The 23,442-nt window shown below is 71.1% G+C and carries 23 protein-coding genes and 1 tRNA gene; 21 read left to right on the forward strand and 3 right to left on the reverse strand.

What is annotated here, in order from left to right:
- The first annotated feature begins 12 nt into the window (after positions 1–12).
- Both sp36 and CLV46_RS03300 read left to right on the forward strand, forming a co-directional pair.
- Positions 13–171, forward strand: coding sequence for a Sp36 family protein (gene sp36 / locus CLV46_RS16615; RefSeq protein WP_157802203.1), 159 nt, complete (start codon positions 13–15; stop codon positions 169–171).
- A complete protein-coding gene (locus CLV46_RS03300) occupies positions 168–629 on the forward strand; it encodes a RidA family protein (RefSeq protein ID WP_100363465.1) in 462 nt (153 codons plus the stop codon). The genes sp36 and CLV46_RS03300 overlap by 4 nt, the downstream gene beginning before the upstream one ends.
- A 138-nt stretch (positions 630–767) precedes the next feature.
- Here the strand turns inward: CLV46_RS03300 and acs are convergent, their stop codons facing one another.
- Complete coding sequence (acs, locus tag CLV46_RS03305; RefSeq protein WP_425430401.1) at positions 768–2,747, reverse strand: acetate--CoA ligase; 1,980 nt, start codon at positions 2,745–2,747, stop codon at positions 768–770.
- A gap of 373 nt (positions 2,748–3,120) precedes the next feature.
- On the opposite strand from acs, the gene CLV46_RS03310 reads away from it, so the two are divergent.
- The 13 genes from CLV46_RS03310 (at position 3,121) to CLV46_RS03370 (ending at position 16,056) form a co-directional block, all read left to right on the forward strand.
- Entirely contained in the window at positions 3,121–4,125 is a 1,005-nt protein-coding gene (locus CLV46_RS03310; protein ID WP_100363466.1) for a TadA family conjugal transfer-associated ATPase, read from the forward strand.
- Positions 4,122–5,015, forward strand: a complete 894-nt coding sequence (locus CLV46_RS03315; RefSeq protein WP_100365861.1) for a type II secretion system F family protein — start codon at positions 4,122–4,124, stop codon at positions 5,013–5,015. The genes CLV46_RS03310 and CLV46_RS03315 overlap by 4 nt, the downstream gene beginning before the upstream one ends.
- A gap of 214 nt (positions 5,016–5,229) precedes the next feature.
- Positions 5,230–5,406 (forward strand): DUF4244 domain-containing protein, encoded by a 177-nt coding sequence (locus CLV46_RS03320; protein WP_100363467.1) that lies wholly within the window; start codon positions 5,230–5,232, stop codon positions 5,404–5,406.
- A 50-nt stretch (positions 5,407–5,456) separates the two neighbouring features.
- The gene (locus CLV46_RS03325) at positions 5,457–5,783 is read left to right on the forward strand and encodes a hypothetical protein (RefSeq protein WP_211282139.1); all 327 of its coding nucleotides are present in this window, start codon (positions 5,457–5,459) and stop codon (positions 5,781–5,783) included.
- Positions 5,780–6,166 (forward strand): Rv3654c family TadE-like protein, encoded by a 387-nt coding sequence (locus tag CLV46_RS03330; protein WP_100363468.1) that lies wholly within the window; start codon positions 5,780–5,782, stop codon positions 6,164–6,166. Before CLV46_RS03325 ends, CLV46_RS03330 begins: the two co-directional genes overlap by 4 nt.
- An 85-nt stretch (positions 6,167–6,251) precedes the next feature.
- A complete protein-coding gene (gene topA / locus CLV46_RS03335) occupies positions 6,252–8,912 on the forward strand; it encodes a type I DNA topoisomerase (protein ID WP_100363469.1) in 2,661 nt (886 codons plus the stop codon).
- The gene (gene tmk, locus CLV46_RS03340) at positions 8,912–9,529 is read left to right on the forward strand and encodes a dTMP kinase (protein WP_100363470.1); all 618 of its coding nucleotides are present in this window, start codon (positions 8,912–8,914) and stop codon (positions 9,527–9,529) included. Before topA ends, tmk begins: the two co-directional genes overlap by 1 nt.
- A gap of 111 nt (positions 9,530–9,640) precedes the next feature.
- Positions 9,641–10,792 (forward strand): DNA polymerase III subunit delta', encoded by a 1,152-nt coding sequence (locus tag CLV46_RS03345; protein WP_100363471.1) that lies wholly within the window; start codon positions 9,641–9,643, stop codon positions 10,790–10,792.
- On the forward strand, positions 10,789–12,309 hold the full coding sequence (locus CLV46_RS03350; protein WP_100363472.1) for an alpha/beta hydrolase: 1,521 nt from the start codon (positions 10,789–10,791) through the stop codon (positions 12,307–12,309). Before CLV46_RS03345 ends, CLV46_RS03350 begins: the two co-directional genes overlap by 4 nt.
- 17 nt (positions 12,310–12,326) lie before the next feature.
- Positions 12,327–13,859, forward strand: a complete 1,533-nt coding sequence (locus CLV46_RS03355) for an alpha/beta hydrolase (protein WP_100363473.1) — start codon at positions 12,327–12,329, stop codon at positions 13,857–13,859.
- A 41-nt stretch (positions 13,860–13,900) separates the two neighbouring features.
- Positions 13,901–14,524 (forward strand): TetR/AcrR family transcriptional regulator, encoded by a 624-nt coding sequence (locus CLV46_RS03360; protein WP_100363474.1) that lies wholly within the window; start codon positions 13,901–13,903, stop codon positions 14,522–14,524.
- A gap of 33 nt (positions 14,525–14,557) precedes the next feature.
- The gene (locus CLV46_RS03365; RefSeq protein WP_100363475.1) at positions 14,558–15,943 is read left to right on the forward strand and encodes an MFS transporter; all 1,386 of its coding nucleotides are present in this window, start codon (positions 14,558–14,560) and stop codon (positions 15,941–15,943) included.
- Positions 15,944–15,980: 37 nt separating this feature from the next.
- Positions 15,981–16,056 (forward strand) — tRNA-Thr (locus tag CLV46_RS03370).
- 45 nt (positions 16,057–16,101) lie between these two features.
- Here CLV46_RS03370 and CLV46_RS03375 read toward each other — a convergent pair.
- On the reverse strand, positions 16,102–16,599 hold the full coding sequence (locus CLV46_RS03375) for a hypothetical protein (protein ID WP_100363476.1): 498 nt from the start codon (positions 16,597–16,599) through the stop codon (positions 16,102–16,104).
- 113 nt (positions 16,600–16,712) lie between these two features.
- Positions 16,713–17,183, reverse strand: coding sequence for a rhodanese-like domain-containing protein (locus CLV46_RS03380; protein WP_100363477.1), 471 nt, complete (start codon positions 17,181–17,183; stop codon positions 16,713–16,715).
- Positions 17,184–17,316: 133 nt separating this feature from the next.
- On the opposite strand from CLV46_RS03380, the gene CLV46_RS03385 reads away from it, so the two are divergent.
- The 6 genes from CLV46_RS03385 to CLV46_RS03410 all read left to right on the forward strand — a co-directional run bounded on the left by CLV46_RS03385 (position 17,317) and on the right by CLV46_RS03410 (position 23,433).
- The gene (locus tag CLV46_RS03385) at positions 17,317–17,745 is read left to right on the forward strand and encodes an Lrp/AsnC family transcriptional regulator (protein ID WP_245866467.1); all 429 of its coding nucleotides are present in this window, start codon (positions 17,317–17,319) and stop codon (positions 17,743–17,745) included.
- A 155-nt stretch (positions 17,746–17,900) separates the two neighbouring features.
- Entirely contained in the window at positions 17,901–18,782 is an 882-nt protein-coding gene (locus tag CLV46_RS03390) for a hypothetical protein (RefSeq protein WP_100363479.1), read from the forward strand.
- Positions 18,783–18,808: 26 nt separating this feature from the next.
- A complete protein-coding gene (locus CLV46_RS03395; RefSeq protein ID WP_100363480.1) occupies positions 18,809–19,813 on the forward strand; it encodes a Gfo/Idh/MocA family protein in 1,005 nt (334 codons plus the stop codon).
- Entirely contained in the window at positions 19,810–21,339 is a 1,530-nt protein-coding gene (gene dacB / locus CLV46_RS03400; RefSeq protein ID WP_100363481.1) for a D-alanyl-D-alanine carboxypeptidase/D-alanyl-D-alanine endopeptidase, read from the forward strand. Before CLV46_RS03395 ends, dacB begins: the two co-directional genes overlap by 4 nt.
- A gap of 31 nt (positions 21,340–21,370) precedes the next feature.
- The gene (locus CLV46_RS03405; RefSeq protein ID WP_100363482.1) at positions 21,371–21,970 is read left to right on the forward strand and encodes an isochorismatase family protein; all 600 of its coding nucleotides are present in this window, start codon (positions 21,371–21,373) and stop codon (positions 21,968–21,970) included.
- Positions 21,967–23,433, forward strand: coding sequence for an NAD-dependent succinate-semialdehyde dehydrogenase (locus CLV46_RS03410; RefSeq protein WP_100363483.1), 1,467 nt, complete (start codon positions 21,967–21,969; stop codon positions 23,431–23,433). Before CLV46_RS03405 ends, CLV46_RS03410 begins: the two co-directional genes overlap by 4 nt.
- Positions 23,434–23,442: the final 9 nt, after the last annotated feature.

Genomic DNA, 23,442 nt, shown 5'->3' on the forward strand with positions numbered 1-23,442 from the left:
CAGGAGCCCCGCATGCGTAGCTGGGAGTATCTGACGACTCCGCTGATCGTGCACAACACGACGGCGATCCTGAACAACTGGGGCTCGCAGGGGTGGGAACTCGTGCAGGTCGTTCAGGGCCCCGAGGGCGGCCTCGTGGCCTACCTCAAGCGCGAGAAGGCCGACGCGTGAGCGCCGTCGAGGCCCGGCTCGCCGAGCTCGGCATCACGCTCCCCGCCGTCGCGACGCCCGCGGGCGCGTACATCCCCGCCCTCCAGACGGGGAACCTCGTCTTCACGGCGGGGCAGATCCCGTTCGTCGACGGCGCCCTGCCGCTGACCGGCAAGGTCGGGGCCGAGGTCACGCCCGAGAAGGCGAAGGACCTCGCCCGCGTCGCGGCCCTCAACGCGCTCGCCGCCGTCGAAAGTGTCATCGGCTCGCTCGACCGGGTCACGCGGATCGTGAAGCTCGTCGGGTTCGTCTCCTCCGCGCCCGACTTCACCGGACAGCCCGGCGTCATCAACGGCGCCTCGGATGTGCTCGGCGAGATCTTCGGTGACGCCGGGCGTCACGCCCGCAGCGCGGTCGGCGTCGCGGTGCTGCCGCTCGACGCACCCGTCGAGGTGGAACTCATCGTCGAATTCGCCTAGCCGCTGCGGGCGGGAGATCTCGATACGCTCCTTCGTCGCTACTCGATCAGCGGTGCTCCGACCGGTCCGCCGCATCGCGGCGGGCGGACCCGCTGGTCGAGTAGGCGCGGCGAAGCCCGCCGTATCGAGACCCTCCGCCTACTTGAGCTTGTCGCTGATGATCTGCATCACCGAGGTGTCGGCGAGCGTCGTGGTGTCGCCGATCTCGCGGCCCTCGGCCACGTCGCGCAGCAGCCGGCGCATGATCTTGCCGGAGCGCGTCTTCGGCAGCTCCGAGACGATGAAGATCTGCCGCGGCCGGGCGATCGCCCCGATCTGCTCCGACACGTGCGCGCGCAGCTGGGCCGACGCCTCATCCGCCGTCGCCACATCCGCCTGGCTCGCCTTGACGATGACGAACGCGACGACCGCCTGACCCGTCGTCTCGTCGCTCGCGCCCACGACGGCGGCCTCGGCGACCCACGGGTGCGAGACGAGCGCCGACTCGATCTCCGCGGTGGAGAGGCGGTGGCCCGACACGTTGAGCACGTCGTCGACGCGCCCGAGCAGCCAGATGTCCCCGTCGTCGTCGAAGCGCGCGCCGTCGCCGGCGAAGTACTTGTCGCCGAACTTCTCCCAGTACGTCTCCTTGAAACGCTCCGGGTCGCCCCAGATGCCGCGCAGCATCCCCGGCCACGGCTTCGTGACGACGAGGAGACCGCCGTTCCCGTGCCCGACGGGGCTGCCGTCGTCGTTCACGACGTCGACCGAGATGCCCGGCAGCGGCACCTGCGCGCTGCCCGGCTTCGCCTCCGTCACGCCGGGGAGCGCGGAGATCATGATGCCGCCGGTCTCCGTCTGCCACCACGTGTCGACCACGGGGGTCGTCCCGCCGCCGATGATCTCGCGGTACCAGATCCACGCCTCGGGGTTGATCGGTTCACCCACGGATCCGAGCAGGCGCAGGCTCGACAGGTCGAACTGCTGCGGGATCTGCCGTCCGGACTTCATGAACGAGCGGATGGCCGTGGGCGCCGTGTAGAAGATGGTCACGCCGTACTTCTGGATGAGCTCCCACCAGCGCCCCGGGTGCGGCGTGTCCGGGGTGCCCTCGTAGAGCACCTGCGTCGCGCCGTTGGCGAGCGGCCCGTACACGACGTAGCTGTGCCCCGTGATCCAGCCGACGTCGGCGGTGCACCAGTACACGTCGGTCTCGGGGTGCAGGTCGAACACGTTCTTGTGCGTGAACGCGGTGTGGGTGAGGTAGCCGCCGGAGGTGTGCAGGATGCCCTTGGGCTTTCCGGTGGTGCCCGAGGTGTAGAGGATGAACAGGGGGTTCTCCGCCTCGAAGGGCTGGGCGTCGTGTTCGGGGTCCATGAGGGCGATCTCGTCGTGCCACCACAGGTCACGGCCCTCGACCCAATCGACGGTGTTCTCCCCACGGCGCACCACGAGCACGTTCTTGACGGTGGACTCGGTCCCTGAGCCTGTCGAAGGGTCCGCGGCCAGCGCCGCATCCACCGCGTTCTTGAGCGGGAAGACCTTGCCCTTGCGCCAGCCGCCGTCGGCGGTGATGACGAGCTTCGCGGCGGCGTCATCGATGCGGGCGCGCAGGCTCTCGGCGCTGAACCCGCCGAAGACGACGGAGTGCACGGCTCCGATGCGCGCGATCGCGAGCATGGCGATCACGGCCTCGGGGATCATCGGGAGGTAGATCGCGACCCGGTCGCCCTGGCGGATGCCGAGACTCGTGAGCAGGTTGGCCGCCTTCTTCACCTCCGCGGTGAGCTCGGCGTAGGTGATCGTGCGGCTGTCGCCCGGCTCGCCCTCCCAGTGGAACGCGACGCGGTCACCGTTGCCGGCGAGCACGTGGCGGTCGAGGCAGTTGTACGCGACGTTGATGCGGCCGTCGGCGAACCACTTCGCGAACGGCGGGTTGCTCCAGTCGAGCACCTCATCGAAGGGCCGGTGCCAGTGCAGCAGCTCCCGTGCCTGCTCCGCCCAGAACGCATCCGGGTCGACCGCCGCCCGCTCGTACAGGTCGGCGGTGGCGATCGCGTTCGCGGCGAACTCGGGGTCCGGAGCGAAGCGGCGGGTCTCGTGCAGAAGGCTGTCGATCGAGTTCGTGGACATCATCATCCCTGTGTCGATTTCGCGACCGTGCCGGGGTGTCGCGAACGTGGTCGGCGGTGTGCTCCGATCCTAGTGAACCGGGCGCTGACGGCCGGTTTTATTACCGTCTGGAAATGATCTGCGTTGCCACTTGCGCCTCAGGAAACCTGCAGTATGCTCAGTGGGTCGAGCGTCAAGCGCTCGGCTGGCGGTACCCAAGATTCCCCCCAATCCGGTCCCGCCGTGGCGGCGCCTGTTCCCCCCAATAGGCGCCGCCCCTCTCTTTTTAACCGCCGTCTTCGCGGCCGGCCGGTCCTCCCGCATCCGTTCGTGTTCGCGGGTGTCCACACCTCTCCCATCCGGCGCTGCCGGCTCGGGCGCCGCCGCCTAGCGTCACCGTGTGACCGCGCCGTTCGTCGCTCGCCGACCGTCCACCGCGTCGACTCCGGCGCATCCCATTCGCCTCGACGCGGATGGGGGCTACCCGCGACGATTCGGCCGGCTCGCACCGCTCGTGGCCGACCCGGAGGTGACGGATCTCTTCGTCAACGGCGGTGGGCCGGTGTGGGCGGACCGCGGCTCCGGACTGCGCCCCGTTCCCGAGCTCGTGGTGAGCGACGAGGAGGGACGCGAGCTCGCGGTGCGCTTGATGTCCGACGGAGGGCGCCACATCGATGAGGCGACCCCGTGCGTCGACGTCCGCCTGCACGACGGCATCCGCGTGCACGCCGTACTGCCGCCCGTGTCGACGCGCGGCACGCTCATCTCGATCCGCCTGCCGCGACTCGAGAGGTGGACGCTCGACGACCTCGATGCGGGCGGCTTCTTTCCGGACGAGACCCGCGTCGTCCTCGACGGCCTCGTCGAGCGGCGGGCGAACCTGCTCGTGTCCGGGGCGGGCGGGAGCGGCAAGACGACGCTGCTCTCCGCGATCCTCTCCGCCGCGGCACCCACGGAGCGGATCGTCGTCATCGAAGACGTCGCAGAACTGCGGATCGCCCACCCGCACGTCGTCGGGCTCGAGGCGCGCCAAGCCAACATCGAGGGTGCCGGTGAGGTGGGCCTCGCGCGGCTCGTGCGTGAGGCTCTGCGGATGCGCCCGGACCGGCTCGTGCTGGGGGAGTGCCGCGGCGTCGAGGTGCGCGACCTGCTGAGCGCCCTCAACACCGGTCACGACGGCGGCGCCGGCACACTGCACGCCAATTCACTCGCCGACGTGCCCGCGCGCCTCGAGGCGCTCGGCGCCCTCGCCGGACTGGGAACGGAGGCCGTCGCCCGGCAGGCGGCGAGCGCGATCGACGCCGTGCTGCACGTCGAACGCACGGGCGACGGTCGGCGACTCGCCGGCATCGGGCGTCTCGAGGTCGGCGACACCGGGCGACTGGCGGTGCGCTCGTGGCCGTGAGAAGGGCACCGCTCGACGAGGTGGCGAGCCTCGTGCACCGCGTCGCCGTACTGCTCTCGGCCGGCGTGCCGCCCGCGTCGGTGTGGGCGCACCTCGAGGAACCCTCGGCCGCGCTGGTGACCGCCGGCCTGGCCCGCGGACGACCGGTGCCCGACGCACTTCAGCAGCTCGCCGCCGACACCGGCGGCGACGAGCGCGTCGCGTGGGAGGCGGTCGCGGCGGCGTGGGCGGTGTCCGCGGAGGCGGGTGCCTCGCTCGCGCCCACCCTGCGCCGGCTCGCGGGAACCCTGCGCGACGTGGCGCAGTTGCGACGCGAAGCGCAGGTCGCCCTCGCCGGCCCGGTCGCGACGGCGCGCCTCGTGATGGTGCTGCCGATGGTGAGCCTCGTGTTCGGGGCCGCCCTCGGGTTCGACACCCTCGGCGTCCTCGTCGGAACGCCGGTCGGCTGGGCGTGCGTCGGCGTCGGCGCGGCGCTCATGCTCACCGCCCGCGCGTGGAACCGCGCGCTCGTGCGCCGTGCGACCCCGCCCCGCGACGTGCCCGGGCTGGACTGCGATCTCATGGCCATCGCCATCTCGGGCGGCGGTTCGCTCGACGGCGCGCGACGACTCGTGGCGAAGCACTCGCGACCGCCGGGCCCCGACGCGGACTCCGCGATCGAGGAGGTCGTCTCGCTCTCCCGACGGGCGGGCGTTCCCGCCGTCGAACTGCTGCGCGCCGCCGCCGTTGAGGAACGACGACGCAGCGGCGCGGATCAGCAGCGCGCGGTCGCCCGACTGGGGGTGACCCTCATGATCCCGCTCGGCGTGTGCGTACTGCCGGCCTTCCTCGTACTCGGCGTACTGCCGCTCATGGTCAGTGTCATCTCCTCCACAGTCAGCACCTTCTGAACAGGCGGGACGACCTCGGTCCCGGAGCGGCGGCAACGGGTCACGATGGGAGTGCTCGTGCCGACGATCGATCCGAAAGGCACCCGTGTTCCCCTCCTTCCCCGCTCGTTCCTTCTTCTCCTTCGGCTCCTCTTCCTTCTCGCCCTCCGGTGGTGCACTCCGGTTCCCGGTCAGGCCGGGCGGAGTCGTCCGGTCGCGGCCGTCGAGTGCGGCCGTGCTGCGCTCGCGTGCGCGGTTCGCCGACGACACCGGTGCCGCCACGGCGGAGTACGCGATCGCGACGATGGCCGCGGTCGGCTTCGCCGGTCTGCTCGTGGTGATCATGCGCAGCGACGAGGTGCGCGGCATCCTCACCGACCTCGTGCGCAGCGCGCTCACCTTCACGGGATGAACCGGCGCGGCGGCGACCCACGGCGATTGCGGCGGCGCTCGCCGGCGTCCATGCGGTGGACGGCGCAGCGCGGCAGCATCACGGCGGAGTTCGCCGCCGCGGTGCCCGCGGTGGGGCTCGTGCTCGCGCTCGGTCTCGCCGGCATGCAACTGGGCGGGTTGCAGGTGCGTGCTCAGGATGCGGCGGCCGACACCGCGCGCTCCTGGGCGCGTGGCGACGCGACCCCGGCCGTGATCGGCCGGCTCGGTGCGGCCGAGGTGGAACGCGTCGACTCCGGGGATCTCGTGTGCGCACGCGTCACGGCCCGGCTCGGCGGTGGACTCCTCGCCGCCGTCGGTGTCTCCGGCACGAGCTGCGCGCTCGGCGGTGGGCGATGAGGACGGCCGCGGTTCGGGGCGAGGGCGGCGGCGCGGGATCCGCTCTCGTGCTCGCCGTCGCGGCAGCGGTCGTCGCGGTGCTCGGCGTGCTGCTCCCGATCCATTCGGCCCTCGCAGCGAAGCAGCGCGCGGTGAGCGCGGCGGATGCGGCGGCGCTCGCGGCAGCCGACACCGTGTCCGGGGCACTGCCCGGGGTGCCGTGCGATGCCGCCGCGACGCTCGCGGAAGCGAACGGCACGCGCCTCGGGTCATGCCGCGTCGACGAGGCCGTCGCCACCGTCGAGGTCGTCACGGTGCTCCTCGGCATCGAGGTTCGCGCTGTCGCGACCGCCGGTCCGCCCGCCGCGAACACGGCCCCATCGGCACGCCGCACGGAGCGGTGAGCCGATGCCGTGTGTGTATGGTGTGCTCGGAACGGGCGGTCAGCCCGGTTCCTCTCATTCATGCCCGCATCCGTTCGGAGTTCACGTGTCAGGCCCCAAGAAGCTCGTCATCGTCGAGTCGCCCGCCAAGGCGAAGACGATCGCCCAATACCTGGGCAGCGATTACGAGGTGCAGGCCTCGGTGGGGCACATCCGCGACCTCATCGAGCCGAAGAATCTGCCGCCGGAGCTCAAGAAGGGCTCGCTCGGCAAGTTCTCCGTCGACGTCGAGAACGGGTTCGAGCCGTACTACGTGGTCTCCGACGAGAAGAAGCGCACGGTCACCGACCTCAAGAAGGCGCTCAAGAACGCCGACGAGCTCTTCCTCGCCACTGATGAGGACCGCGAGGGCGAGGCCATCGCGTGGCACCTCCTCGAGGTGCTCAAGCCGAAGGTGCCGGTCAAGCGCATGGTGTTCCACGAGATCACCAAGGAGGCGATCCAGCGTGCCCGCGACAACACGCGGGAGATCGACACGGCCCTCGTCGACGCGCAGGAGACCCGGCGCATCCTCGACCGTCTCTACGGTTACGAGGTCTCGCCCGTGCTGTGGCGCAAGGTCGGCCCCGGCCTCTCCGCCGGCCGCGTGCAGTCCGCCGCGACCCGGCTCGTCGTCGACCGCGAACGCGAGCGGCTCGCCTTCGTCGCCGCGAGCTACTGGGACCTCACCGCGCTGCTCGGCCCGGAGGACTCGGGAGTGCCGTTCGAGGCGCGACTCGCCCGCCTCGACGGGGCACGCGTCGCGACCGGTCGCGACTACGACGACCACGGTCGGCTCACGTCCGAGGCCGTGCCGCTCGACGAGCAGACGGCCCAGAGCCTCGCGGATGCCCTTCGCGCCCCCGGCGTGCCGGTCACCGTCAGCAACCTCGAGTCGAAGCCGTACTCGCGCCGCCCCGCCGCCCCGTTCACGACGTCGACCCTGCAGCAGGAGGCGGCCCGCAAGCTGCGCTTCTCGGCCCGGCAGACGATGAGCACCGCGCAGTCGCTCTACGAGAACGGCTACATCACCTATATGCGCACCGACTCGCCGTCGCTGTCTCAGCAGGCGATCGATGCGGCGCGCAAGCAGGCGAAGAGCCTCTACGGTGCCGAGACGGTGCCCGACAAGCCCCGCCTCTACACCGGCAAGAGCAAGAACGCGCAGGAGGCGCACGAGGCCATCCGTCCCGCCGGCGACACCTTCCGCACCCCCGGCGAACTGCAGGGCGTGCTGCGCGGCAACGAGTGGAAGCTCTACGACCTGATCTGGAAGCGCACCGTCGCGTCCCAGATGGCCGACGCGAAGGGTTCCACCGCCTCGGTGACCATCACCGCGGGCCCGACCGCCGACGGGCGCACCGCCGAGTTCACCGCCTCGGGCACCGTCATCACCTTCCGCGGATTCCTCTCCGCCTATGAAGAGGGACGCGACGAGGAGCGCAACGCCGAGAACGCGGAGGCGAAGCTGCCGCCGCTCGAGAAGGGCCAGACGCTCACGCTCGTGCAGCTCGAGGCGAAGGGGCACGAGACGAGCCCGCCGCCGCGCTACACCGAGGCGAGCCTCGTGAAGGCGCTCGAGGAGCTCGGCATCGGCCGCCCGTCGACCTACGCGAGCATCATCTCCACGATCATCGACCGCGGCTACGTCACCCCGCGCGGCACGGCGCTCGTGCCGAGCTGGATCGCCTTCAGCGTCGTGCGGCTGCTCGAGGACTACTTCCACGACCTCGTCGAGTACGACTTCACGGCGGAGATGGAGAACGACCTCGACCGGATCGCCGGCGGCGACACGGATCGGGTCGACTGGCTCAACGCGTTCTACTTCGGCAGCGACCGCCACCGTGGGCTGCGTGGCGTGATCGACAACCTCGGTGAGATCGACGCGCGGGAGATCAATTCCGTGCACCTCGCCGACGGCATCACCCTGCGCATCGGCAAGTACGGGCCCTACCTCGAGGCGCCGAACCCGTCCGACCCCGAGACGCCGCGCCGGGTCAACATCCCGAGCGAGCTCGCGCCCGACGAGCTCACGACCGAGAAGGCCCGCGAACTCATCGAGGCGCCCGTGGTCGGCGACCGCGTGCTCGGCACCGATCCGGCCACCGGCAAGCAGATCGTCGCCAAAGACGGGCGCTTCGGACCGTACGTGACCGAGGTCGAACCCGAAGCCGAGGTCGACGAGAAGGCCAAGCCCGCGAAGAAGACCGCCGAGAAGCCGCGCACCGCGTCGCTGTTCAAGTCGATGGACCCGGCGACGATCGACCTCGAGACGGCGCTCAAGCTGCTCGACCTGCCGCGCGTTGTGGGCGCCGACCCCGAGAGCGGCGCCGAGATCACGGCGCAGAACGGCCGCTACGGCCCGTATCTGAAGAAGGGCACCGACACCCGGTCACTCACGAGCGAGGACCAGATCTTCGAGATCGACCTGCCCGGTGCCATCGAGCTGTTCGCCCAGCCCAAGTACGGCGGACGCACGGCATCGAGCGCGCTGAAGGAGTTCGACGCCGACCCGGTGAGCGGGAAGCCGATCAAGATCAAGGACGGCCGGTTCGGCCCCTATGTGACCGACGGCACGACCAACGCGACGATCCCGCGGGGCGAAGAGGTCGACGACGTCGACTTCGAGCGCGCCGTGCAGCTGCTCGCCGACAAGCGCGCGAAGGGCCCCGCGAAGAAGCCCGTGAAGCGCGCGGCGGCCAAGCGTCCCGCGGCGAAGAAGAAGTAGTGCGCGGCCTCTTCATCACCCTCGAGGGCGGCGACGGATCGGGCAAGTCGACCCAGTCGGCGCTGCTCACCCGATGGTTGCATGAACAGGGCCGCGAGGTCGTGCACTCCCGCGAACCCGGCGGCACCGACCTCGGGCTCGAGCTGCGCGAGATCGTGCTGCACCGGCGCGGCCACATCGCCCCGCGCGCCGAGGCGCTCCTCTACGCGGCCGACCGCGCCCACAACATCGCCACGACGGTGCGTCCGGCGATCGAAGCCGGGGCCATCGTGATCCAGGACCGCTACCTCGACTCCTCCGTCGCCTACCAGGGCGCCGGTCGCGTGCTCGATGCGACCGAGGTGCGCTCCCTCTCGCTGTGGGCGACCGAGGGCCTGCTGCCGGATCTCACCGTGCTGCTCGACCTCGACCCGACCGTGGGCCGCAGTCGGCTCGACGAGGCCCGCACCCGGTACGACCGGCTCGAATCCGAGCAGCAGGAGTTCCACGAGCGGGTGCGCGCCGGCTACCTCGAGCTGGCGGCGGCGGAGCCCGACCGGTTCCTCGTGCTGCCCGCGACCGATTCGATCGACGACATCGCGGCACGCATCCGCGACCGCGTCTCCGCACTGCTCTGACCTTGCTGAACAGACGCCGGCCCTGCTGAACAGACACCGGCGCTGCTGAACAGACACCGGCGCCGCTGAACAGACGCTGGGCCGGTCGGCCCCGGCACGTAGGGTGGACGCGTGGCGTTGTGGGATGACCTGACCGGCCAGGCGGAGGCGATCGAGGTGTTCCGCGCGGCCGCGGCCGTGGCCCCCGGATCCGGCTCGGCGATGGCGCACTCCTGGCTCATCACCGGCCCGCCGGGGTCGGGACGGTCGAACCTCGCCTACGCCTTCGCGACGGCCCTGCTCGGACACGGCGACGACGACACGGCGACAGCGACCCAGGTCACGGCGCGCAGTCATCCGGATCTCGCGGTGCTCAGCACCGAACGCGTCGTGATCACGATCGAGGAGGTGCGTCGACTCGTCGCGAGCTCGCAGTACTCGCCCTCGGTCGGCCGCTACCGCGTCATGGTGATCGAAGACGCCGACCGGATGAGCGAACGTACCTCGAACGTGCTGCTGAAGGCACTCGAGGAACCGCCGCCGCGCACCGTGTGGATCCTGTGCGCGCCGAGCGAGGCCGACCTCATCCCCACGATCCGCTCCCGCGTGCGCAGCGTGCGACTGCGCGTTCCGAGCGTCGCCGAGGTCGCCGCCCTCATCCGGCGCCGCGACGGCGTGGACGAGGCGACCGCCGAACGCGCCGCCCGCGAGGCGCAGTCGCACATCGGCATGGCGCACCGGCTCGCGACCAACGCCGACGCGCGGCAGCGGCGGGAGCGTACGCTGCAGCTCGCTCTGGGCATCCGGTCCGTCTCCGACGCGGTCAATGCCGCGTCGACGCTGCTCGAGGTCGCGACGGAGGACGCCCGCGCGATCACCGAGGAGCGGGACGCCGAGGAGCGCGCGAGCGCCCTGCACTCACTCGGCGTCGAGCCCGGCGGCACCGTGCCCGCCGCGCTGCGCAGCCAGCTCAAGAACCTCGAAGAGGACCAGAAGCGGCGCGCGACCCGCAGCCTGCGCGACGGGCTCGACCGCATCGCCGTCGACCTGCTGTCGTTGTACCGCGACGTGCTGCTGCTGCAGCTCGGCGTCGAATCCGAACTCGTCAACGCGAGCATCCGGCACGACCTCGAAGCGGCCGCCGCCGCCGCGACGCCCGCGGAGACGCTCGCGACCATGGACGCCATCCAGGAGGCGCGCGAGCGCATCGAGGTCAACGTCGCCCCCGCCCTGGCCCTCGAGGCGATGCTCATCAGCGCCGTGCGGCGCGGGGCGCGTCGATGAGGGCGCGGCTCGCCCTCGTCCTCGCCGTGCTCGTGCTCGCGGTCGGCGGATGCGCGGCGCTCGACCCCAACCCGCGGTCGGTGTCGACTCCCGCGCCCGCCGACGTGCCGGCCGAGCTCGAGCCGTTCTACACGCAAGTGCTCGAGTGGGAGCCCTGCGGCAGCGGATTCCAGTGCTCCAACGCCGAGGTGCCGCTCGATTGGGCGGACCCGGCCGGCGACCGCATCGACCTCGCGCTGTTGCGCCGTCCGGCGCAGAACGGCGACCCGCAGGGGTCGCTGCTCGTCAATCCGGGCGGCCCCGGCGCCTCGGGAGTCGACTTCGTGCGGGACAGCGCCGACTACGCCACCGGTCGCCCGTTGCAGGAGGCGTTCGACATCGTCGGGTTCGACCCGCGCGGGGTCGGCCGATCGACGCCCGTCGAGTGCGCCGACGAGCCGGAGGATCTCGACGAGTACCTCTTCGCCGTCCCGGATGCGGAGCCGGGCACGCCCGATTGGTACGCGGAGTCCGACGAGCTCTCCGCGGACTTCGGCGCCGATTGCGCCCGGTACACCGGTGACCTGCTCGCCCACGTCGACACCACGAGCGCCGCGCGGGATCTGGATGTGCTGCGTGCGGTGCTCGGCGACGAGAAACTCAACTACCTCGGCTACTCCTACGGCACCTCGCTCGGTGCCCGCTACCTCGAGCTGTTCCCGGAGCGCGCCGGGCGCCTCGTGCTCGACGGTGCGCTCGACCCGGCCGCGTCGCTCGTCGAGGTGACCGCGAGTCAGGCGGAGGGGTTCGAGGGGGCGCTGCGCGCCTGGCTCGAGACGTGCGTCGACGATCCGGAGTGCGTGTTCCACGGCGACTCCGTCGACGAAGCGGCCGAACGCATCCGGAGCCTTCTCGATCGGCTCGCGGCAAGCCCCTTACGGGCCGACGACGGACGCGAACTCGGCAACGTCACGATGTTCACCGCGATCATCCTGCCGCTCTACAACCGGGCGAACTGGCCCGCGCTGTCCGAGCTGTTCACCTCCGTGCTCGACGGTGACACCGGCACCGCGTTGGCCCTCGCCGACGAGTACTACGGGCGCGGAGAGGACGGCGTGTACCTCGACAACGCCGCCGAGGCGCAGCTCGCCGTGAACTGCCTCGACTTCCCGTCGACGATCGATCCGGTGCAGCGCGAGGCGGAGGCGCAGGCGATCCTCGCCCGCGCGCCCGTCTTCGGACGGGAGATGGCGTACGGCATGCTGTCGTGCGCCCGGTGGCCCGTCCCGCCGACGGGGGAACGCGCACCGTTGGACGCCCCGACGGCACCCGGGGTCATCGTCGTCGGCACCACGGGCGATCCGGCGACGCCGTACGCGTGGGCGCAGGCCCTCGCCGACCAGCTGCCCGAGGGCATCCTCGTCACCTTCGAGGGCGAAGGACACACCGCCTACAACAAGTCGAACGAGTGCGTCGACTCCGCCGTCGAGACGTTCCTCGTCGAGGGTGAGCTGCCGCGCGCGGACGTGACCTGCTGACGCCCTAGGCTCGCGACATGCCCTCCCTCCGACGTGGCCGACTGGCCCTCGCCGCGATGCTGCTGCTGGCGCTCTCCGGCTGTTCGCTCGTCGACACCCTCACCGGGGTGGACCGCTCGACGCCGACCGGTGAGCGGGTGGAGGCGCAGTACGAACGCTACTTCGAGCAGGTACTCGAATGGCGACCGTGCGGCGAGGGCGCCCAGTGCGCCACGGCGATCGCGCCGTTGGACTGGGATTCCCCGTCGGCGGACACCGACATCGAACTGGCCCTGAGCCGCCACAAGGCGACCGGCGGCTCCCCGCAGGGATCACTCTTCTTCAACCCGGGCGGCCCCGGCGCGAGCGGCGCCGACTACGTGCGCGACGCCCCCGCCCAGGTGGTGAGCGCCGACGTGCGCGCCGACTTCGACCTCATCGGCTGGGATCCCCGGGGCGTCGGCTCGTCGTCGTCGGTCACCTGCTACACCGACCCGCAGGACTTCGACGAGTTCCTCTTCGGTATCCCGGATGCGGAACGCGGCACCCCGGAGTTCGAGGCGGAGACCGAGGCGGCGGCGATCGACTTCGCGCAGGCGTGCGCCGAGAACAGCGGCCCCGTGCTCCAATTCGTCGACACCGTCAGCACGGTGCGCGACCTCGATCTGCTGCGGGCCCTCGTCGGCGACGAGCGGCTGAACTATCTCGGCTACTCGTACGGCACGGAGATCGGCGCCCGCTACGCCGACCGCTTCCCCGACAAGGTCGGGCGCCTGGTGCTCGACGGGGTGTCCGACCCATCCCAATCGCTCTTCGACGTGGTGCTCTCGCAGACGAAGGGTTTCGACCGGGCCCTGCGCGCCTATCTCGGGTCGTGCACGAGCGCGGACTGCCCGTTCACCGGTCGACCCGATGCCGACATCGCGTCGATCGCGGAGCTGTACGCGCGGCTCGACGCCCAGCCGCTGCCGAATGCGGACGGGCGGTTGCTCGACGCGGCGGTGCTCGACACCGCGATCGCGTCGGCCCTCTACGACGAGCAGTACTGGCCGATCCTCTCGACCGCCTTCAGCGAGGTGCTCGAGGGCGAGGCGTCGACCGCGTTCATGCTCGCCGACGCGTACTACGGTCGCGAGAACGGGCGCTACCTCGACCGCTTCTACGAGTCGTTCATCGCCATCAGCTGCCTGGACTACCCGGTCGAGCGGGATCCGGCGGTGCTCGCCGAACAGAACGCGCAGCTGCGTGCGATCACCCCGCTCGTGGTCGGGCTGTCGGACCGCCCGGATCCGCTCTGCGGCAACTGGCGCTTCCCGCCGCGTCCGGATGTGCGGCCGATGAGCGCGCCGGACGCGGCACCGATCCTCGTGGTGGGCACCGCCGGTGACCCGGCCACGCCGTACGAGTCCGCGGTGTCGGTGGCGGAACAGCTCGAAAGCGCCGTGCTCGTGAGCTACAACGGCACCGACCACATCGCGTACGACGAGGGCGACCCGTGTGTGAACTCCGTCGTGGACGCGTACCTGCTCGGCGGCGCGGTGCCCGACGGCGACCCGCGCTGCGGCTTCTGACCGGCCGACTGCAAAGTTGCATGGTGTGAAACAATTGATCCGTGAGTGAAGTGGGACTCCGCGAGCGCAAGCGCCTCGCCACGCGCCGAGCCATCCAGCACGCGGCCATCACCCTGACGGGCGAGCACGGCTTCGACGCCGTCACCGTCGACGACATCGCGCGCCGGGCCGACATCTCGCCCCGCACCTTCTTCAACTACTTCTCCTCCAAGGAGGACGCCTTCGTCGGCGAGACACCTTCGCTCCACGACCCCGACGCGGTCGAGGAGTTCGTCGCGGCACGCGGCGACATCGTCGACGACCTCGTGGCCCTCTTGCGCCGCTCCCTCGACGCGAGCGCCGAGGACCACGAGATCATGCACCTGCGCCGACCGGTCATGCGACGCCATCCGCAACTCTTCGCGCGCCGGATGGCCTCGATGTGGAAGTTCGAGGACGAGCTCGTGAGCGTGCTCGACCGCCGGCTCGCGGGCGAGCGACCGGACCTCGACGCGGGGGAGCGGGCGCGTCGGTCACGGCTCGTGATGCTCGTCGTGCTCGCGGCGGTGCGCCACGCGTGGGGCCTGTGGGCGGATGGCGACGGGCAGCCGTCGCTGCAGGAGCGGTTGACCGAATCCATCGTGGAGATCCGGGAACTGCTCGCCGAGGGCGCGACCCGCTCCTGATCGCGCGCCGGACGCATGCGAACGCATCGTCCGATGCGTGAATCGCTCACGGACCCTAATGTGGACACTGTGAGCACCGAAGTCCCCGTCGTCCCCGCGCGCTGGCGTCGCAACGTCTCGCTGTTCCTCGTCGGGCAGACCGTGTCGCTCTTCGGCTCGATGATCGTGCAGTACGCGGTGATGTGGTACGTCACCCTCGAGACCCGGTCGGGCCTCGCCGTGGCCCTCTACGCGCTCGCCGCGTTCGCGCCGCAGGGCATCGTGTCGATCTTCGGCGGCGTGCTCGCCGACCGCATGAACCGGCGCGTGCTCATCATGGTGGCAGACGGCGTGATCGCCGGGGTGACCCTCGTGCTCGCCCTGCTCATGATGAACGGCGTCACCGACCTCTGGATCATCCTGCTCGCCGTCGGCGTGCGCTCGGTCGGCGCCGGCGTGCAGACTCCCGCGGTGCAGGCGATCATCCCGCAGATCGCTCCGCCCGATCAGCTCATGCGCGTGAACGGCATCTTCCAGACCGTGCAGTCCGCGATGGCGTTGCTCGCGCCCGCCGCCGCGGCCGCCGTCTTCGCGGTGTGGGGTCTCGTGCCGGTGTTCTTCATCGACGTCGTCACCGCCGTGATCGGCATCGGCTTCCTCGCGCTCGTGACCGTGCCGACCCTCGCGGCGATCGAGGGCAAGACCAGTGGGTACTTCGCCGACCTCGTCGAGGGGTGGCGGTACATCGGACGGCACGCCATCGTGCGCTGGCTGCTCGTCGTCTTCGCGATCATCTTCCTGCTGACCGTGGCCCCGTCGTTCATCACGCCGCTCATGATCGTGCGCAACTTCGGCACCGAGGAGTGGATGCTCGCCGCCCTCGAGATCGCGTTCAGCGTCGGCATGCTGCTCGGCGGCGTGCTCGTCGCGACGGTGCTCGCGAAGGCGGGCCGGATGATGCTCATCGTCGTCTCGACCTTCGCCTTCGCGATCCTCACGGTCGCGCTCGGGTTGAGCACGGATCTGTGGGTGTTCTACGGGTTCATGTTCGCCTTCGGTCTCGCCGTGCCGCTGTTCTCCACCCCGTTCATGACGCTTCTGCAGGAGACGGTCGACCCCGACAAGCACGGACGCGTGTTCAGCTACGTCGGCATCGTCATGGCGCTGGCGACTCCGATCGGCACCGTGATCTTCGGACCGCTCGCCGACCTCTGGAGCGTCGAGGCGGTGCTGATCGGAGCGGGTGTGCTCACGGTCCTCGTGTTCATCGTGGCGCTCCTGCTCCCGTCCGGCCGCGCCGCGGTCGCCGCCGCACGGGAGGCGGGTGCACGCTCCGCGGAGGGCGAAGTCGAGCCCGGTTCCGACGCCATGGCGGCCTCGGATGCGGAGGCGCCGACCGGTCGCGCGGATGACGCCGCAGCACCTCCGCGGATCGGCTAAGCTGTTCGACTGTGTCCGCCGGAGAGATCCGGAGCACGCCGCCTTAGCTCAGTCGGCAGAGCGATTCACTCGTAATGAATAGGTCGTGGGTTCGATTCCCACAGGCGGCCCCACATCACCTCAGCATCCACGCTTCGCGCGCGCGGGCGGCTCCGCGGTCAACTGCCGACGAGCGGCGGATGCCCGTCGCCGGAGATCTCCGGCATGCGCAGGGCGGCCCGATGCGCGAGTGCGACGAGCTCCCCGTGGGCGTCGTGGTGCTCGGGCAGCAGGCGGTTCGCGCCGGCGATGAACTCCCGCATCCGCTCGAGTTCGTCACGGGCCGCGCCGCTGAGAGCGGCGTCGTCCCACCGCGGGCCGGTGTCGGCGTCGCCGTCGCGTGAGGCGAGGGAGTCGACGATGGCCACGGCGAGCAACGCGAGCGGACGCTCGACGCCGATCCCGGTCGGGCGGCCGAGGATGCGACCGTCGGAGGTCTCGGCGAGCACCGTCCAGCGGTCACGCTCGGTGTGCGCGAACCGCCGGCCGTGATGATCGGTCTCGACCGCGAGCACCTCGAAATCGACGCCGTCGAAGCGCGCGATCCGCACGCGCAGTCCCGTGCCCGCGAGGAGCTCCGCGATGCCGCGCCCGGCCATGTCGATGTGCGTGATCACGGCACAACGGTAGCGCCCAACCCGGTGCACCGCGCGAGCGATCGCTGAACGTCATCCGAACGAAACCTCCGGGAGAACACGCGGAAGAGGCTGCAGCCCGGCGAACGGACCTTTCAGCAGTCGCAGCCGACCTCGTGCACCGGGGCGGCGAGTTCGTCGGCATCGCGCGACACGGTGCCGTGGTCGTCCTGCAGCGGCAGCCCTTCGCGCGCCCAGTATTCGAGCCCCCCGATCATCTCGCGCACCCGGTACCCGAGGCGCGCGAACTCGAGGGCCGCCCGGGTCGAGCCGTTGCATCCCGGCCCCCAGCAGTAGGTGACGACGGGCATGTCGAGCGGGATCCCGCCCGGCGCGCGCTGCGCGATGGTCGCCGTCGGCATGTGCACCGCTCCGGGGATGCGGGCCTGGTGCCACGCGGCGTCCCCGCGCGAGTCGATGAGCACGAACCGCTCTCCGGCGTCGAGGGCGGCATGCACGTCGGACGGGTCGGTCTCGAAACGCAACTTGGCGGCGAAGTGGGCGACCGCGTCGTCCGTCGCGGCCGGCTGGGCGGGAGAGGTGAGGATCGGGGATGTGGTCGTCATGCCGCACGACGATACGCAGCCGCCAGCCCCGTTTGAAGGGACGGATCACGGAGTCGACGTGCGGGCGCCGCAATTTTTCTGGCACGATGCCGCCATGCCCGGGAAAACCGCAGAACCGTTCGATCGTACCGACGTGGCGATCCTCGAATCGCTCCAACGGAACGGCCGTCAGTCGATCACCGACCTCGCGCGCGACGTGCGCATGTCGAACAGCGCCGTGACCGAACGGATGCGGCGACTCGAGGCGGACGGCGTCATCGAGCGGTACGCCGCCGTCGTCGACCCGGTGAGACTCGGCTACCCGATCCTCGCGTTCGTGCGGCTCCGGTACCCCTCCAGCGACTACACGGCGCTCCACGAACTGCTCCGTCGTACCGCCGAGGTCGTCGAAGCGCACCACGTGACCGGCGACGACTGCTTCATCATGAAGGTCGTCGCCACCTCGATGTCCCACCTCGAACGGGTCAGCGGCCGGATCGGAACCCTCGGCAGCGTGACCACGAGCGTCGTCTACTCGAGTGCACTCGCGGGTCGACAGCTTCTGCCGCCGTCGCCCGAGTGAGGGCGATCGGGGTACACGACCGGCACGGATCCGCCCCCAGTTCACGGGCAGAACGTCGGGTCGTGTCCTCCTCCCGGCTTGTCGCCACGCCCGGCGCGCCCTAACGTGAGGCCCACGACACCGGGGGACACGGCGTCGGGACCACGGGGGCACAGATGCGACGGCGTTCGGCGATGCTGAGCACGGTCTTCACAACCGTGCTCGCGATCTCGCTCGCGGCAAGCGGCCACGAGCCCGCGGTCAGCACCGTCGCCGCGCAACCGGTCGAGCAGGCCGCCGCTCCCGCCGAGCGATCCGTCGTCACGGCCGCCTCGATCAACCGGGCGGGGGAGGCCCGGCTCGAGGCGCAGCGCGACGCGCTCCGCGAGTCCCTCGGCAACGTGCGCGAACACCTCGCCCAGGCACCCGCTGACGAACCGGCCCCGACGACGACCGCTGGCGACGCGGTCGCCGCAGAGCGGCCATCGGGAACCAACGCGGCCGCCACGGTCTCCGCGACCGGGGCGAGTGCGCCCACAGCCGCGCCGCAGCCCGCCGCTCCGAGCTGTCCGGCGCCCCTCCCAGGCGGCACCGGGAGTGCGCCGGCACGCGTGTCGGCTGGCGGCGTCGCCGGCACCACATCGGCCGACCTCGCGGCATTCGCCTCGGCCTACAACGGCATCCGGGTGGCGAACTGCCTGCCGCCGGTTCCGACCGGCAACTTCCGGTACGACGCCTGCATGGAGGACCGGCTGTTCTGGATGGCCGAAGACCCGAGCACCGATCCGATGAGCGCGTGGGGGCACCTCGGGTCGGTCCGCAGCGACGGCGTTCCGAGCGTGGGTTGCGACGGCAACCTCGCGGGGGGCACCGGCAACACCGGTTCGACCGTCGCGCAGAAGTGGTGGGACTCGATGAGCCACCGTGCCTCCCTGTACCGTCCGGGCGAGACCGGCGGCACGGCGGGCGTGTGCGTGTACTTCGCGATGTCGCACGGCGGAGTGCCGAACGAGCCCGTCAGCTTCACGCGGGCCGCCGCCCGCTGGGGAGCTTGCTGAACATCCCCTCCTGTTAGCCTGACCGGATGACGGACGGACTTCGCTGGGGCATCCTCGGCACGGGCAGCATCGCCCACACGGTGACCCGGGACTTCCAGGCGAACGACATCGAGGTCGTCGCGGTGGGCTCCCGCTCGCAGCAGTCGGCGGACGAGTTCGCCGCGACCTTCGGGCTCCGGCACGCGCACGGGTCGTACGAGGACCTCGCTCAGAACGACGAGGTCGACGTCATCTACGTCGCGACGCCCCACCCGTTCCACGCCGAGGGCGCCGAACTCGCCCTCAACGGCGGCAAGCACGTGCTCGTCGAGAAGCCCTTCACCCTCAACGCCGCCGAAGCGCGCCGGGTCGTCGACCTCGCCGCCGAGCGCGGACTCGTCGTGCTCGAGGCCATGTGGACCCGTTGGCTGCCGAACATGGTGCGCGTGCGCGAGATCGTCGCCTCCGGAGTCATCGGCGACGTACGCAGCGTCATCGCCGACCACACCCAGGCCACGTCGCCGGACCCGGAGGGACGGATGCTGAACCCGCACCTCGGCGGGGGAGCACTGCTCGACCTCGGCATCTACCCCATCTCGTTCGCGTGGGACATGCTCGGCGCACCCGAGAAGGTGAGTGCCCTGGCGAGCTTCACCGACACGGGTGTCGACCGGCAGGTCTCCATCGCGCTCGAGTTCGAAGGCGGTCGGCACGCGTCGGTGCTGGCCGCGCTCGACACCCCCGGGGCGAACCGCGCGACCGTCATCGGCACCGAGGGGCGCATCGAACTCGACCGCGTCTGGTACACCGCCAGCCCCATCACCGTGTTCGACCGCTCCAACCGGTTCGTCGAGCGCTTCGTGCCCGAGGTCGTCGGCGACGGCAAGCACCTGCAGGCGCGGGAGCTCGAACGGCTCGCCGCCGCGGGCTCGCTCTCCGGCGACATCCTCTCCGCCGAGGAGAGCGTCGGCATCATGGGCACCCTCGACGAGGTGCGCCGGCAGATCGGTCTGACCTACCCCGGTGAGGGGCCAGGTACCATCGTCGGATGACTGACGGCTCCGGTGACGGCGCGCCCTCGCGGCGTAGCACCCGCGAGGCGACGACCCGGACGGAGCGCTCCGGGCTCGGCGCACTGATCGCGAAGCACCCGACCGCCTGGCTGAGCGGCGCGCTCGCCGTGGCGTTCCTGCTGCTCGGGACCGGCGCCGTATACGCCGGCGCGACCTCCGGGTCGGCGCAGCCTCCGACCGCCGCGGCCACGAGCGGGAAGGGCGGCGACGACGCGGAGGCGTCTGCCGAACCCACACCGACCGTCGAACCGCCGCGCCCGGTTCCGGATCCGGTCCCGGCCGCGAGTCGTCTGCGTACCTGCAGCATCGCGGCGCTCGCGAGCGATCCGCGGCTCGCCCAGTTCCAGGGCTACGTGCTCAACTCGGCCACCGGTGAGGTGCTCTTCGACCGCGGCGGAGGCACCCCCGCCCGCACCGGATCGGTGCTCAAGATCCTCACCGCCGCCGCGGCGGTCTCGGCACTCGGCCCCGGATACCAGTTGAGCACCAAGGTCTACCGCAGCGCTCCCGGCACCCTCGTGCTCGTCGGCGGCGGCGACGCGACCCTGAGCCGTCTCGCGCCCGGGCAGGAGAGCTTCTACCGGGGCGCCCCGAAGCTCGCCGACCTGGCGAGCGGGGCACTCGCGCAGTGGAAGCAGAAGTATCCCGACGAGCCGATCACGCAGCTCGTGCTCGACGCGAGCTATTGGAACCCGGCCGACAAGTGGGATCCGGCCTGGAAGCGCACCGAGCAGACGATCGGCTACCACTCCGAGGTGACCGCACTGCAGGTCGACGGGGACCGCGCCGACCCCTCGCGCAGCACGAGCCCGCGCAGCACCGATCCGATCGGGCGCGCCGGCGGCTACTTCCTCGAGGCGTTGCGGGCGGCGGACGACGCGGGGCTCGTGAGCGGGAACGTCGCCGTCAGTCAGGCCGCGCTCGGCGGCGGCGGCGAGCAGCTCGCCGAGGTGAAGAGCCAGCCGGTGAGCGCCCTCGTCAACCAGATGCTGCTCGTCAGCGACAACACGATCGCCGAGATGCTCGCGCGGGTCACCTCGCGCGTCATGGGCTTCGACGGCTCCGCGGCGTCGCTGCAGCAGGCCATCCCGAAGGCGCTCGAACCCTTCGGCGTCGACCCGGCGGGCATGACGATCAAGGACGGCAGCGGGCTCAGCGAGTTCAACGCCGTCTCGCCGGCGTGGGTGTCGCAGTTCATGGTCAAGGTCATCGCCGGCGTCAACAGCCTCGGCGTCGTCTACGACGGTCTTCCCGTGGCCGGCCAGAAGGGCAGCCTCGCCAGTCGCTTCACCGGCGGCAATGCCGTGGCGCGTGGAGCCGTCATCGCGAAGACCGGATGGATCGACACCGCCTACAGCCTCGCCGGGGTGGTGAACGCCCGCGACGGCAGCCGCCTCACCTTCGCGTTCTACGCGATCGGCAACGTGAGCGACAACGCCAAGGCCGCCCTCGACACGCTCACGACGGGCGTGTTCTCGTGCGGCGACAATCTGTCCAACTCCTGACCCGCCCACCAGCCGGTGCCAGAATGAGGGCATGACCCGGGCACTGTTCATCATCGACGTGCAGAACGACTTCACCGAGGGCGGCGCGCTCGGCGTGATGGGCGGCGCCGACGTCGCCGCGCGCATCACCGAGTACCTGCGTGCGCACCGCGGCGAGTACGAGCGTGTGTACGCCTCGCGCGACTGGCACGACGGCGACAACGACAACGGCGGCCACTTCGCCACCGGCGCCGAACCGGACTACATCGACACCTGGCCTCCGCACTGCGTCGCTGGCACGACGGGCGCCGAGTACCACCCCGCCATCGACACGGCGCTCATCGACGCCCACGTGCGCAAGGGACAGGGCGTGCCGGCCTACTCGATCTTCGAGGGGACCCTCGACGACGGACGGCTCTTCCCCGTCGTCCTCGACGACGACGGCATCACCGCCGTCGACGTCGTCGGGATCGCGACCGACTACTGCGTCCGCGCCTCGGCGCTCGACGCGCGCAAGACCGGACGCGCCGTCCGTGTCTTCCGCGACCTCATCGCCGGCGTCGCCCCGACCACGAGCGATGCGGCCCTCGCCGAACTCGAGACCGAGGGTGTGACGGTGGAGCGCTCGACGCCGCAGGCGGCCGGCGCATGAGCGCCGAGAGCGAACTGCTCGCCGCCGTTCCCGACGGATTGTTCATCGGCGGCGAATGGGTGCCGGCCGCGGCGGGTGGCACCCTCGAGGTGCGCGACCCGTCGACCGGCGAGGTCATCCGCACCATCGCCGACGCCGACGCGACCGACGGTGCCCGGGCGCTCGATGCCGCCGTCGCCGCGCAGGGCGAGTGGGCGGCAACGCCGCCGCGGCAGCGGGCCGAGATCCTCCGCCGCACATGGGAGCTCCTGCAGGAGCACGCCGACGACCTCGCGCTGCTGATGACGCTCGAGATGGGCAAGCCGCTCGCCGAGGCGCGCGGCGAGGTCGCCTACGGCGGCGAGTTCCTGCGCTGGTTCAGCGAGGAGGCCGTGCGCATCGGCGGCCGCTACGGCGTCAACCCCGAGGGCACCGGGCGGATGATCGTCACCCAGCGCCCCGTCGGCCCGTGCTACCTCATCACGCCGTGGAACTTCCCCCTCGCGATGGCGACCCGCAAGATCGCCCCGGCGCTCGCCGCCGGCTGCACGGTCGTCATCAAGCCGGCCGAGCTGACCCCGCTCACCACGCTCTTCTTCGCGACGCTGCTGCAGCGCGCCGGACTGCCGGCGGGCGTCGTCAACGTCGTCACGACCTCGTCGAGCGCGGCGGTGTCGGAGCCGATCATCGCCGATCCGCGGCTGCGCAAGCTCAGCTTCACCGGCTCGACCGCCGTGGGCCGCAAGCTCATCCAGCAGAGCGCCGACAACGTGCTGCGCACCTCGATGGAACTCGGCGGGAACGCGCCGTTCCTGGTCTTCGACGACGCCGACCTCGACGCCGCGATCGACGGGGCGATGCTCGCGAAGTTCCGCAACATCGGGCAGGCCTGCACGGCGGCGAACCGCTTCCTCGTCCACGAGTCGGTCGCCGACGAGTTCACGCGGCGCATCACCGAGCGGGTGCAGCAGTTGCGTGTCGGTCGCGGCACCGAGGAGGGCGTGACCATCGGTCCGCTCATCGACGACCGTGCCGTCGACAAGGCCGACGCCCTCGTGCGTGACGCCGTCGACCGCGGCGCGCGCCTGGTGACCGGCGGCGAGCGGCTCGAGGGGCCCGGCACGTTCTACGCCCCGACCGTCGTCTCCGACGTGAAGGCCGGCAGCGACATCCTGCGCGAGGAGATCTTCGGACCCGTCGTGTCGGTCGTGCCGTTCCGCGACGAGGACGACGCGGTGCGCCTGGCGAACGACACCGAGTACGGACTCGTCAGCTACGTCTACACGCGCGACCTGGCGCGGGGGCAGCGGATGATCGAGCGGCTCGAGACCGGGATGATGGGCCTCAACGTGGGGGTCGTGTCGAACGCCGCCGCGCCGTTCGGGGGGATGAAGCAGAGCGGCAACGGTCGCGAGGGCGGTTTCGAGGGCATCCAGGAGTACCTGGAGACGAAGTACACGCTCACCCCGAACCCGTTCGCCTGACCGACGGTC

The organism is Diaminobutyricimonas aerilata (genome assembly GCF_002797715.1).
Classification (GTDB): Bacteria; Actinomycetota; Actinomycetes; order Actinomycetales; family Microbacteriaceae; genus Diaminobutyricimonas; species Diaminobutyricimonas aerilata.

Bases quoted from the DNA above. Each gene is read 5' to 3' on its own strand.
- sp36 (WP_157802203.1), top strand. From the start codon at position 13: ATGCGTAGCTGGGAGTATCTGACGACTCCGCTGATCGTGCACAACACG.
- acs (WP_425430401.1), bottom strand. From the start codon at position 2,747: ATGATGATGTCCACGAACTCGATCGACAGCCTTCTGCACGAGACCCGC.
- CLV46_RS03325 (WP_211282139.1), top strand. From the start codon at position 5,457: ATGCGGTGGACGGCGCAGCGCGGCAGCATCACGGCGGAGTTCGCCGCC.
- CLV46_RS03330 (WP_100363468.1), top strand. From the start codon at position 5,780: ATGAGGACGGCCGCGGTTCGGGGCGAGGGCGGCGGCGCGGGATCCGCT.
- CLV46_RS03350 (WP_100363472.1), top strand. From the start codon at position 10,789: ATGAGGGCGCGGCTCGCCCTCGTCCTCGCCGTGCTCGTGCTCGCGGTC.
- CLV46_RS03355 (WP_100363473.1), top strand. From the start codon at position 12,327: ATGCCCTCCCTCCGACGTGGCCGACTGGCCCTCGCCGCGATGCTGCTG.
- CLV46_RS03365 (WP_100363475.1), top strand. From the start codon at position 14,558: ATGCGTGAATCGCTCACGGACCCTAATGTGGACACTGTGAGCACCGAA.
- CLV46_RS03380 (WP_100363477.1), bottom strand. From the start codon at position 17,183: ATGACGACCACATCCCCGATCCTCACCTCTCCCGCCCAGCCGGCCGCG.
- CLV46_RS03390 (WP_100363479.1), top strand. From the start codon at position 17,901: ATGCGACGGCGTTCGGCGATGCTGAGCACGGTCTTCACAACCGTGCTC.
- CLV46_RS03395 (WP_100363480.1), top strand. From the start codon at position 18,809: ATGACGGACGGACTTCGCTGGGGCATCCTCGGCACGGGCAGCATCGCC.
- dacB (WP_100363481.1), top strand. From the start codon at position 19,810: ATGACTGACGGCTCCGGTGACGGCGCGCCCTCGCGGCGTAGCACCCGC.
- CLV46_RS03405 (WP_100363482.1), top strand. From the start codon at position 21,371: ATGACCCGGGCACTGTTCATCATCGACGTGCAGAACGACTTCACCGAG.
- CLV46_RS03410 (WP_100363483.1), top strand. From the start codon at position 21,967: ATGAGCGCCGAGAGCGAACTGCTCGCCGCCGTTCCCGACGGATTGTTC.